The sequence below is a fragment of the Dorea sp. 210702-DFI.3.125 genome, from assembly GCF_020560945.1.
GTDB lineage: Bacteria > Bacillota > Clostridia > Lachnospirales > Lachnospiraceae > Dorea > Dorea formicigenerans.
Genome location: NZ_JAJCNF010000004.1, coordinates 67,050 through 79,313, shown reverse-complemented (window position 1 = coordinate 79,313; position 12,264 = coordinate 67,050). Strand labels below are relative to the sequence as shown.

The window sequence follows — 12,264 nt, the reverse complement described above, 5'->3', positions numbered from 1 at the left end:
GAAGAAGGAGAAAGACATGAGTAGTGAACAGAATTTTAAAAAGTCAAAAGTAGCAAAAGTAGCAAAAAAGGGCCTTTTTCGAATTGTTTTCAGCCGAACTGGTATCATGTTGCTCCTGATTCTGATTCAGCTTGGAATCTTTATTATGATTCCGTATTATCTGAATGCTTATACAACTTACATATATGGAGCATTCCGCGCAGTGAGTCTTCTGGTACTGATCCACATCATCAATTCCAAGGGGAATCCAGCGTTTAAAATGACGTGGACACTTTGTGTTCTTGTGTTTCCTGTAGTGGGAAGTTTATTCTATCTGTTTGTCCAGTTTCAGATAGGAACAAGATTTTTGAAAGCAAGACTTGCGGAACTCAGGATAGAGACAGACCCGTATATGCAGCAGGATCAGGAAATCGTAGAGGCAATTTGGGCGAGCAAATCAGCCAATGCACATTTGTCCTATTTTCTGTCACATCAGGTAGGATTTCCGACATACCGTAATACTGCAGTTAAGTATTTCCCGTTGGGAGAAGATAAATTTGCTTCCATGGTCCAGGAATTGAAAAAGGCAAAAAAGTTTATTTTTATGGAGTATTTTATCGTAGAAGAGGGATATATGTGGGAGACGCTCCTGGATATATTAAAGGAAAAAGCGGCAGAAGGTGTAGAAGTCCGGTTTATGTATGATGGCATGTGTGCCATTTCGATGCTCCCTTACGATTATCCGGAACTCATCAGAAGTTATGGAATCCAGTGTAAGATGTCTAACAAGATCACACCGTTCTTATCTACTTCACAGAATAATCGGGATCACAGAAAAATCTGTGTTATTGACGGCAAAGTAGCATATACGGGAGGTGTGAATCTCGGTGATGAATACATTAATCGAAAAGTCCGTTTTGGACATTGGAAAGATACCGCAGTTATGTTAAAAGGCGATGCTGTCCAAAGCTTTACTATGATGTTCCTTCAGATGTGGAATATTGAGGCCAGAAAACCAGAAGATTACCGCAAGTATCTGACGCCGAAGGTCAAGGGGCTCAGACGGGAACTTGGATATGTCATTCCGTATGCAGACAGTCCATATGACGATGAGAACGTGGGCGAGGAAGTATACTTCCATATTTTAAATCATGCAAAGAAATATGTGCATATTATGACGCCGTATCTGATATTGGACAATGAGATGATCACAACATTGACTCGTGTGGCAAAATGCGGAATCGAAGTAATTATTATAATGCCGCATATCCCGGATAAATGGTATGCTTTTGCAGTTGCAAAAACTTATTACAAGGAACTGATCGAGAGCGGAGTACAGATTTATGAATATACACCAGGATTTGTGCATGCAAAGGTATTCGTATCGGACGATGATACTGCGACGGTAGGAAGTATTAATCTGGATTATCGGAGTTTGTATCTGCATTTTGAATGTGGAGTATTTATTTATAATAATTCTGAAGTTGACAAAGTGGAACGGGACTTTCAGCAGACACTTGCAAAAAGCCATAAAGTGACGCTTATGGAAGTAAAAAAACAGACACTTGCAACCAAAATATCCGGTCAGGTATTGCGCCTGATTGCTCCACTTATGTAAAAACAGCGGATTTCTGTCAGTTTTTGTGAAAATCCATTGTACAAGTGAAGAAAAATATAGTATAATGCATAAGGTGATTTATTAAGTTAATAACACAGGAGGAATAGATATGGTTAAAGCAGTAGTAGGTGCAAACTGGGGAGACGAGGGTAAAGGTAAGATTACTGATATGCTCGCTCAGGAAGCGGATATCATCGTACGTTTTCAGGGAGGTGCCAACGCAGGGCATACCATTATTAATAATTATGGAAAATTTGCGCTTCACACATTACCATCCGGTGTGTTCTATGGACATACAACAAGTATTATCGGTAATGGTGTAGCACTTGATATTCCTGTATTGATGAAAGAGATTAATTCTATCGTGGAAAGAGATGTCCCGATGCCGAAGATCCTTGTATCTGACAGAGCACAGATGGTAATGTCTTACCACAAGAATTTTGACGCATATGAGGAAGAAAGACTTGGAGGGAAGTCATTCGGATCTACAAAGTCCGGAATTGCTCCGTTCTACTCAGATAAATATGCTAAAATTGGATTTCAGGTCAGTGAGTTATTTGACGATGACTTGTTAAAAGAGAAAGTTGTACGTGTGGCAGAGCAGAAGAATGTTCTTCTTGAGCATCTGTATCACAAACCGCTGATCAATCCAGACGATTTATATAAAGAGCTGCAGGAGTACAAAGAGATGATCGCACCGTATGTATGTGATACATCATTGTTCCTTCACAATGCAATCAAAGAAGGAAAGAATATCTTGTTAGAGGGACAGCTTGGTTCATTGAAAGACCCAGATCACGGAATCTATCCGATGGTTACATCATCTTCTACATTAGCCGGATATGGTGCAATCGGAGCTGGAATCCCACCATATGAGATTCAGAAGATTGTAACTGTATGTAAAGCATACTCCAGTGCTGTTGGAGCAGGAGCTTTCGTAAGTGAGATTTTTGGAGATGAGGCTGATGAACTGAGACGCCGCGGTGGAGATGGCGGAGAGTTCGGTGCTACAACCGGACGTCCGAGAAGAATGGGCTGGCTCGACTGTGTTGCTTCCAAGTATGGATGCAGAATGCAGGGAACAACAGATGTAGCATTTACAGTTCTTGATGTGCTTGGATACTTGGAAGAGATTCCGGTATGTGTAGGATATGAGATTAATGGAGAGATTACAAAAGACTTCCCACCGACACATTATCTTGAGAAAGCAAAACCAGTTCTTAAAAAGCTTCCAGGATGGAACTGTGATATCCGTGGTATTAAGAAGTATGAAGAGCTTCCGGAGAACTGCAGAAAATACATCGAGTTCGTTGAGCAGGAGATTGGATACCCGATTACAATGGTATCTAACGGACCAGGACGTGAGGACATCATTTATCGTGAGTCACCACTTAGTAAATAATGATTGAAAATCAGAGATTGCAGACTGAGAACCGAGAGTTATAGTCATGGATCTTATACTGTAAGACGAAATAATAAGAGATTACTTCGAATGGGAGGTAATCTCTTTTTTATATGTTAGGAAAGTTCTTTCCTAACATATAAAAAACGCTACGCTAGGGATGCGCACTGCGGCGTACAAGGTAGGTGTCGCAAGCGACCGCCGCAGGCGCAAGAATGTGCCGAGGCACATTCTTTGTTCTAATCGGAAATTGCATTTATTTTATAAATTCATAAGGTTTTCTTTAGATTCCTTCCACAGGTCGTACACATTTTCCTGTTAATATTACAGATGTCAGATGAAAAATCATCTGGCGGGGAGTTCATAAACGTTGCAGAGACAAAAATGTATGGAACAAAAGCAGTCATAAAAGCAGACATAGCACCATATAATAGTAAAGTCGGGATAAACAGACTGATTAACAGGTGTTGTAGGAGGTATTGCAATGGAGAACAATAACAGGGAAACGAAAGATTACCAGCAGCCAATATCGCCGCTGGAGTATTTGAACAAAAGAAAAAAGAAAAAAGAGAAACGAAAATATGGATTTACTTCGGACTATTCTGGTCGTCCTGGTCCTCTGAGTTTATGTCAGTGTCTCTTCTAGTAACACGGTACACAAGAATATAGGCATAAATCAATACCGGGAGAATAATCGTGCATGCAATGGAAGCCCTGAGGAAAGTCAGGGATACATCCGAGTCGATAAATGCAAATATAAGTGTGCTGGCGTAGAGTGCGAATAAAAGCATGGCACCGGCAAGAGCAAGAATACGTTTTACTTTTTTCATAAGAAAGTCCTTTCAATTTGATCAACTAGCATCATTATATAAAATCGGCAGTAAAAAAGCAAACAGGTCTTTGAAAATATGAAAAAATGTTATATAATAAGACGAATAGGATGAAAAGATACAAAGGAGTATATTAAGATGAGTCGTACATTATTAGAGCAGTGGAAAGATATTGCATATGACGAGAGCGCTGACAGAGCAACTCTGCAGAGATTCTGGGGAACATATTTCCAGATTGAGAAAGAGATTTATGAACAGCTTCTTTCTAATCCGGACGAGGAAGTAAAAGGAACAGTAAAAGAACTTGCTGAGAAGTATGGACAGGAAGTTCTGACTATGGTAGGTTTCTTAGATGGAATCGATGAGAGCTTAAAAGAACCAAATCCGATTGAGACAATGGATGAGGATACAGTTGTAAGCCTTGCATTTGATAAAGAGAAGCTTTATAAGAACATGGTTGCAGCAAAAGCTGACTGGTTATATGAACTTCCACAGTGGAAAGAGATTTATTCTGAGGAAGAGCTGAAGAAGCTTTACAAAGAGCAGAAAGAATCCACAACAATCCGCAAGGAGAAGAAGATTGGAAGAAATGATCCATGTCCGTGTGGCTCCGGTAAGAAATACAAGAAGTGTTGCGGTAAGAATCTGTAAGAACTTCTTGACAACCACATCTTCGATGCTATAATGAGACATATGAAAACACGGTGAAGAGACGAGTAAGTTGGGAACGTGATACCAGAGAGAGAAGCCGCAGGCTGAGAGCTTCTTATCCACAGAACCTTCTGAAGACTACCTCTGAGTGGCTGTAAAGCAGTCCGGTGACTCCGTTATCGTCAAGAATGAAGTGAATCTGATTTTATTTATGATCAGATTAAGCAGGGTGGAACCGCGAGAAGAGAACTCGTCCCTTACAGCATATTTGCTGTGAGGGACTTTTTGTATAATGAAAATTACATCTTCTATTATGCAAAAAGCCTCCGGCAGGATGCACCAAGACACATTCGTTGTTTTTGTATTACTTAGAAAATTCAGGCAGGTGATAAGATGAATTCAATGAAAGATTGTTATGAACTGGCAAATGGTGTGAAGATTCCGTGCATGGGGTATGGCACCTACAAGGCAGCAGAAGGAAATAATGAAAGCATTATAAAAACTGCGATTGAAGCAGGATACAGGTATTTTGATACAGCATCTTTCTATGATACAGAAGAAGCGCTTGGAAGAGCGATTCATGAGTCGGGGATTCCAAGAGAAGAATTCTTCCTGACTTCCAAGGCATGGAAGACGGAGATGGGATATGAAGAAGTAAAGAAAGCATTTGCACAAACGCTTGAAAAACTAGGAACAGATTATCTGGATATGTATCTGATCCACTGGCCGCTTCCAAATCCAGAATATAAAGATTGGAAAGAACTGGATGTTGAGACGTGGAGAGGATTGGAAGAATTATATAAAGCAGGTAAAGTAAAAGCAATCGGAGTCAGCAATTTCCTTTTGCATCATTTGGAAAACCTGATTCAGAATTGTGAGATCATGCCAATGGCAGATCAGATTGAATTCCATCCGGGATTTACACAGGAAGCGACAGTTCGTTATTGCCAGGAAAAAGGAATTTATGTGCAGGCCTGGTCACCGCTTGGAAGAAAACGAGTTCTAGAACATCCACTATTAGTAGGACTTGCAGAAAAATATAACAAATCAGCAGCGCAGATCTGTCTTCGCTATGAGATACAACGACAGGTCATACCACTTCCGAAAGCATCGACAAAGGAACGGATGGTACAGAATTATCAAGTGTTTGATTTTGAGATTGAAAAGGAGGATATGTATCGGATCGATTCTATCCAGCCGGCAGGCTGGTCAGGAGAGCATCCGGATTTTCCAAGAGTAAAATAAGGAATATTTAAGAAGCATAAGATGAGTGAACAGACAAAAACATGGAATAAATATATCCACAAAGTACAGAATTACGAAACAGATCAGATGGGAATCGTACATCATTCCAATTATATCCGCTGGTTTGAGGAAGCAAGATGCGACCTTTTAGATTATATGGGCGTCGGATTTGCAGATCTGGAGAAACAGGGGATAATCAGTCCGATTCTTTCGGTGGAAGCGGATTATCTGAGAATGGTCTATTACGGAGATACGGTCAGTATTGACGCATACATTAAGGAATATAATGGAATAAAACTAACCGTTGGATATGAAGTTAAGGACGATAGAACAGGAATGGTTCATTGTCGTGGAACAAGCAAGCATTGTTTCATAGATAAGACAGGAAGACCACTGGTACTTCGAAAGTCTTTCCCGGAACTCAATGAAGCATTTGAGGCTGGGGTAAAGATACATAAAGAAAACAAAAAAGCATTAATAAAGAAGAGAGAGGATAAATAGCATGAAGATCACATTAAAAGACGGCTCTGTAAAAGAGTATGAACACAGCATGTCAGTTATCGACATTGCAAAAGATTTAAGCGAAGGACTTGCAAGAGTTGCAACATCAGGAAGAGTCAATGGAGAACTGGTAGATCTGCGTACAGTTGTAGATTCTGACAGTGAAGTAGAAATCCTGACATTTGATAATGAGGAGGGAAAAGGAGCATTTTTCCATACAACATCTCATATCATGGCTCAGGCAATCAAGAGACTCTATCCGGAGACAAAACTTGCGATTGGACCTTCCATCGAAAATGGATTTTATTATGATTTGGATCGTGAGACGCCATTTGTGGCAGAAGATCTTGAAAAAATCGAGAAAGAGATGAAGAAGATTGTTAAAGAAGATCTTGAAATCACAAGATTTACGAAGCCAAGAGATGAGGCTATCGCTTACTTCAAAGAGAAGGATGAGCCTTACAAAGTAGAATTGATCGAGGATCTTCCGGAAGATGCAGAAATCAGTTTCTATCAGCAGGGTGAGTTCGTTGATTTATGTGCAGGCCCACATCTGATGACAACAAAGCCGGTAAAAGCAATCAAGCTTACAAGTCTTGCAGGTGCTTACTGGAGAGGAAATGAAAAGAACAAGATGCTTACAAGAATTTATGGTATTTCTTATCCTAAGAAAGCACAGCTTGATGAGTATCTTACAATGTTGGAAGAAGCTAAAAAACGTGATCACAGAAAACTCGGTAAAGAGCTTGGACTCTTTATGATGTGTGAAGAAGGACCGGGATTCCCGTTCTTCCTTCCAAAGGGAATGGTTCTTAAGAATACACTGCTTGATTACTGGAGAGAACTTCACAAAAAAGCAGGTTATGTAGAAGTATCTACCCCAATTATCTTAAGCAGACATCTTTGGGAGACATCCGGACACTGGGATCACTATAAAGAGAACATGTACACAACACAGATCGACGGAGAAGACTATGCTATTAAACCAATGAACTGTCCAGGTGGAATGCTTGTGTATAAAGCAGAGCCACGTTCATACAAAGACCTTCCACTTCGTGTCGGTGAGCTTGGTTTAGTACATCGTCATGAAAAATCCGGTCAGTTACATGGACTGATGCGTGTACGTTGCTTCACACAGGACGATGCACATATCTTTATGATGCCAGAGCAGATTCGTGACGAGATCAAAGGTGTTGTAGCATTGATCGATGAGGTATACAGCCTGTTCGGATTTAAATATCATGTAGAACTTTCTACACGTCCGGAAAACAGTATGGGAACGGACGAAGACTGGGAGCTTGCTACAGAAGGACTTCGTGGTGCGTTAAATGACCTTGGACTTGATTATGTAGTCAATGAAGGCGACGGAGCATTTTACGGACCGAAGATTGACTTCCATCTGACAGACTCTATTGGCAGAACATGGCAGTGTGGAACAATTCAGTTAGATATGCAGCTTCCACAGAGATTTGAACTTGAGTACACAGGAGCTGACGGAGAGAAACATCGTCCGATCATGATCCACCGTGTAGCATTCGGTTCTATTGAGCGATTCATTGGAATCCTGATTGAACATTTCGCAGGAGCATTCCCGACATGGTTAGCTCCGGTACAGGTAAAAGTACTTCCGATCTCTGATAAATATATGGATTACGCCAATAAAGTTCTTGATGAGTTAAATGCAGCAGGTGTTCGTGCTGAGGTCGACTCCAGAGCAGAGAAGATTGGATACAAGATTCGTGAGGCTCAGATGCAGAAGATACCATACATGCTTGTTGTAGGTGAAAAAGAGCAGGAAGCAGATCTCGTATCAGTAAGAAGCCGTTTTGCAGGAGATGAAGGACAGAAGAATCTGGAAACATTTATTGCAGATATTCAGAAAGAGATTGCTGACAGAGTAAAACGAGAAGTTGTAAAAGAAGACGAAAAATAAAATAATAAGAATATTTTTGCGGCGTGAGGGCATAATAAGCTATGTTATTAAATAAAGGAGGTAGCATTATGCCAGAATTAAAATGTACAGTACAGACATGTCTGCATAACCAGAATTATTATTGTGATCTTGATAGTATCAAAGTAGGTGGAAGCTCTGCAAAACATGCACAGGATACATGCTGTGACAGCTTTGAAGAGAGAAAAGATGGAAACAGTTACAGTAATACTATGAAAGAGGCATCTCCAAAGAGTGAGATTGACTGTAAGGCTACAGAATGTATGTACAATGAACAGTGTCACTGTCATGCCGGAAAAATCAGTGTGGAAGGCGGAAATGCCCGTCGATGTCAGGAGACAGAATGCGCAACATTTAGTTGTGGCTGTCATTAGCTAAAAATGAATATATGTGATTAGAAAAAGAGAGGCAAGTCCTCTCTTTTTTGTATGTTTTCTTTAGAATTTCTTCAAAGTTTCGCAGTTGACGGGGTATATTTCTGAGGGTATAATAATTATACATGCTTAGGAAAGAAGAGAAGAATATGGGGAATATAGAAATTAAAACTCGAGAAGAAAAAAAACAACGTGAAAAAGCCTATTACGAGGAAGCGCCACAGATTGGAGGACGCAGACCATCCAGAATACGGCAGCAGATCAACCGGGGAATGACAGTATTTGTAATTGTTGCAGCCTGTATTCTGTTTTATTTTGCGCTTTTAAGATTAGGACATATTTCGGATGTGATTTTTAAAATTATAGATGTATTAAAACCGGTATTGTACGGGTGTGTTATTGCATATCTCTTAAATCCGATTGTAAAAAGGGTAGATGCATTTTTGATTCCCAAGCTTCAGGAACGCATGAAAAAGCCGGAGAATGCTGAAAAGGTATCCAGAAGTGTCGGCATCTTCGTATCGTTAATCATATTAATTGTGTTGATTACGGTATTATTAAATATGCTGATACCGGAACTCTACAGCAGTATCCGTAATATGGTACTGACATTGCCAAAACAGGTCAATGATGCACTGGATAAGATTAATTCTATCCAACTGGAAGACAGTACAACAGTTGCTATTTTGAAAAATGCGCTGGAAGAAGGAACGACAATGTTGACAAATTGGCTGCGTACTGATCTGATGACGCAGGTGAACAGTCTGATGTCGAACCTGACAGTCGGAATCTTCAATGTTATCAGTGAAGTTTTTAACATGCTGATTGGTGTAATTGTATCTGTTTACATACTTTATAGTAAAGAAATATTTGCACGACAGTGTAAGAAAGCGGTTTATGCATTGTTCCGTGCAGATCGTGCCAATATGGTCCTTCATATTACAACAAAAAGTAATGAGATCTTCGGAGGATTTGTGATCGGCAAGATTCTGGATTCAGCAATTATCGGTCTGTTGTGCTTTATTGGCCTGACAATTCTGAATATGCCATATACAATGTTGGTAAGTGTGATTGTAGGAGTGACAAATGTAATTCCGTTTTTTGGGCCATATATCGGAGCGATTCCAAGTACGATATTGATCGCATTGGAAGATCCAATGAAAGGAGTTTATTTCCTAATATTTATTTTGGTTTTACAACAGTTTGACGGGAATATTCTGGGACCGAAGATTCTTGGAAACTCTACCGGACTGTCAGCATTCTGGGTCGTAACATCTATTTTACTCGGTGGCGGATTGTTTGGCTTTGTCGGTATGGTTATGGGAGTCCCGACATTTGCAGTCATCTATTATATTGTAGATATGATTCTGGATAATAAGTTAAAGAAAAAGAAACTACCTGTCCGGTCAGATTCATATGACGAATGGAGTTATGTGGATTCTTCGGGAGAGTATATCCATTCAGAAGAGATTAAGAGTAAAGCAGAGGAAAAATAAAAGAAAAGCAGAAGGGAGCATAAATTATGCCAATTCGTGTACAAAATGACCTTCCGGTAAAAGAGATACTGGAAAAAGAAAATATATTTGTGATGGATGAACATCGTGCAACACATCAGGATATCCGTCTGATAAAAATTGGACTTCTGAATCTGATGCCGCTTAAGGAGGATACAGAACTGCAGATTTTACGATCCTTGTCCAATACACCGCTTCAGATTGATGTAACATTTGTGGCTGTATCCAGTCATGAATCTAAGAATACATCGTCCAGCCATCTGAATAAATTTTACGAGAAATTTTCAGATATAAAAGATCAGAAATTTGATGGATTTATCATTACCGGAGCACCGGTAGAACAAATACCATTCGAAGAAGTGGATTACTGGAAAGAGTTAGAAGAGATTATGGAGTGGACCAAGACACATGTTATGTCTACCATCCATCTGTGCTGGGGAGCTCAGGCAGGATTGTATTATCATTATGGAATTCAGAAAGAACAGTTAGATCATAAATTATTTGGAGTGTTCAGACATCGTGTCCTAAACCGTAGAATTCCACTTGTACGTGGATTTGATGATGTGTTCTATGCGCCGCATTCCAGGCATACAGATGTGCCGATTGAGAAGCTGCGTGCGGATGACAGAATTACAATCCTGGCAGAATCTGATGAAGCAGGAGCATTTCTGTCTATGGCAAAGGATGGACGTCAGATTTTTGTGATGGGGCATCCGGAGTATGACCGCATGACACTGGATCAGGAGTATAAGAGAGATCTTTCAAAAGGACTTCCGATTGATATACCGAAGAATTATTATCCAGATGATAATCCGGACAACCGCCCGCTTCTGACATGGCGTGCACAGGCGAACAATCTTTATACAAACTGGCTGAATTACTACGTTTATCAGGTAACACCGTATGACCTGGACGGAACACCGGATCTGGAGGCATTTACGCAGTTTCAGAAGGCTTCACTGGAAGAAGAGAATTAATATAATTTTATGCATTTTCGTGTATTTTATTCCATTTGTGGAGACAATCCAAAAATGTATGGAGACAAAATAAAAGGACAAGCTCCGATTAAATTAAATGAATGGAATCATAAGAGAGGGAATGACAGAAATGCCATTCCCTTTCATAATATAAGATTTATTTTTTGTTATATAGTAGTGTTTTGATGGACAACATTCATAATAGCATCGTACTTATCAAACATTGAGAAAGCCTCCTTCATCATTAATTTGAAATGCAAAATCCGTGGTTTCATACTGAGTTTTTAATTGTGACAGATACTGGGATAAAAGTGCATCTGTCAAAGTCAGGAGAAGAGATTATTGATTCGAAATACAAGCAAGAAAAGAAGAACAGCATTATTACATTTCCTGGTGATTCGTTGGTTGTGTAATTATGATATGGATTCTGTTTCAGATATTGCCTTTACAACCTATCATAATTATAGTAAAATTATATCATAATAAATGGAGGTGATATGATGATTATTAAAGCATCAACAGCGTTGAGAAATGATTATGCTGGAATATCCAATCTTGCGAAAGAGACGAATGAGCCGATTTATATTACAAAGAATGGTGACGGTGATTTGGTTGTTATGAATATAGAAGCATTTGAGAAAAGAGAGCAGATGCTGAAATTAAGAGAGAGAGTTTTGAAAGCAGAGCAGGAGCGTATCGAAGGACAGCCAACCATGAGTGTTTCAGAAGCAAGAAGACGATTGAGAGAACGAGCAAATGAAGTATAATGTAGAGATCCTCCCAGCAGCATGGGAAGATTTAAAGAAGATTGAAGATTGGTATTTAATCAATTTTGATGTGGAGACAGCAATAAAAGTCAGTGACCATATTTTAGACGGAATCGAAAGGTTAGGGGACTTTCCGGATTCTGGATCAAGGGCATCTGATGATTGGCTGAACGAACAAGGCTATAGAATGGTGATAAGCGGTAAACATGTGTCGATTTACAGAGTAATCAAGGACACAGTATATATTTATCACATTGCGGATACGAGAACTGAATATACGAAGTTATTCAAATAAGGAAGGTCTTCCAGTGGGCATACTGGAAGGCATTCTTTATGCATAAAATATGAAAGACCTGGATGGAACACCGGATTTGGAGGCATTTACGCAGTTTCAGAAGGATTCTGCGGAAGAAGATAAAGAATATGTTAAAAACTAAAATTTGTCATAATTAAAG

At 39.6% G+C, this 12,264-nt stretch carries 13 protein-coding genes; 12 read left to right on the top strand and 1 reads right to left on the bottom strand.

What is annotated here, in order from left to right; genetic code table 11:
• Positions 1–16: 16 nt before the first annotated feature.
• Positions 17–1,597, top strand: coding sequence for a cardiolipin synthase (cls, locus tag LI164_RS03430; RefSeq protein WP_040015474.1), 1,581 nt, complete (start codon positions 17–19; stop codon positions 1,595–1,597).
• 109 nt (positions 1,598–1,706) lie between these two features.
• Positions 1,707–2,999, top strand: a complete 1,293-nt coding sequence (locus LI164_RS03425; RefSeq protein ID WP_005333093.1) for an adenylosuccinate synthase — start codon at positions 1,707–1,709, stop codon at positions 2,997–2,999.
• A gap of 587 nt (positions 3,000–3,586) precedes the next feature.
• Here LI164_RS03425 and LI164_RS03420 read toward each other — a convergent pair.
• Positions 3,587–3,829: a hypothetical protein gene (locus LI164_RS03420; protein WP_005333090.1), complete on the bottom strand. Its 243-nt coding sequence runs from the start codon at positions 3,827–3,829 to the stop codon at positions 3,587–3,589.
• Between the two features lie 138 nt (positions 3,830–3,967).
• Here LI164_RS03420 and LI164_RS03415 point away from each other — a divergent pair, with 138 nt between their 5' ends.
• The 10 genes from LI164_RS03415 to LI164_RS03370 all read left to right on the top strand — a co-directional run bounded on the left by LI164_RS03415 (position 3,968) and on the right by LI164_RS03370 (position 12,104).
• Positions 3,968–4,480, top strand: coding sequence for an SEC-C metal-binding domain-containing protein (locus tag LI164_RS03415; RefSeq protein ID WP_005333089.1), 513 nt, complete (start codon positions 3,968–3,970; stop codon positions 4,478–4,480).
• 393 nt (positions 4,481–4,873) lie between these two features.
• Entirely contained in the window at positions 4,874–5,725 is an 852-nt protein-coding gene (locus tag LI164_RS03410) for an aldo/keto reductase (RefSeq protein WP_227086730.1), read from the top strand.
• A gap of 21 nt (positions 5,726–5,746) precedes the next feature.
• Positions 5,747–6,226, top strand: a complete 480-nt coding sequence (locus tag LI164_RS03405; RefSeq protein ID WP_005333087.1) for a thioesterase family protein — start codon at positions 5,747–5,749, stop codon at positions 6,224–6,226.
• Between the two features lies 1 nt (position 6,227).
• A complete protein-coding gene (gene thrS, locus LI164_RS03400) occupies positions 6,228–8,159 on the top strand; it encodes a threonine--tRNA ligase (RefSeq protein ID WP_005333086.1) in 1,932 nt (643 codons plus the stop codon).
• Between the two features lie 68 nt (positions 8,160–8,227).
• Complete coding sequence (locus LI164_RS03395; protein WP_022279077.1) at positions 8,228–8,551, top strand: DUF1540 domain-containing protein; 324 nt, start codon at positions 8,228–8,230, stop codon at positions 8,549–8,551.
• Positions 8,552–8,700: 149 nt separating this feature from the next.
• Positions 8,701–10,047: an AI-2E family transporter gene (locus LI164_RS03390; RefSeq protein WP_117606728.1), complete on the top strand. Its 1,347-nt coding sequence runs from the start codon at positions 8,701–8,703 to the stop codon at positions 10,045–10,047.
• A 26-nt stretch (positions 10,048–10,073) separates the two neighbouring features.
• Positions 10,074–11,042, top strand: coding sequence for a homoserine O-succinyltransferase (metA, locus tag LI164_RS03385; protein WP_005333083.1), 969 nt, complete (start codon positions 10,074–10,076; stop codon positions 11,040–11,042).
• 342 nt (positions 11,043–11,384) lie between these two features.
• A complete protein-coding gene (locus LI164_RS03380) occupies positions 11,385–11,525 on the top strand; it encodes a hypothetical protein (RefSeq protein ID WP_005333080.1) in 141 nt (46 codons plus the stop codon).
• A 17-nt stretch (positions 11,526–11,542) separates the two neighbouring features.
• Entirely contained in the window at positions 11,543–11,809 is a 267-nt protein-coding gene (locus LI164_RS03375; protein ID WP_040015472.1) for a type II toxin-antitoxin system prevent-host-death family antitoxin, read from the top strand.
• Positions 11,799–12,104, top strand: coding sequence for a type II toxin-antitoxin system RelE/ParE family toxin (locus tag LI164_RS03370; protein WP_005333078.1), 306 nt, complete (start codon positions 11,799–11,801; stop codon positions 12,102–12,104). Before LI164_RS03375 ends, LI164_RS03370 begins: the two co-directional genes overlap by 11 nt.
• Positions 12,105–12,264 lie beyond the last annotated feature (160 nt).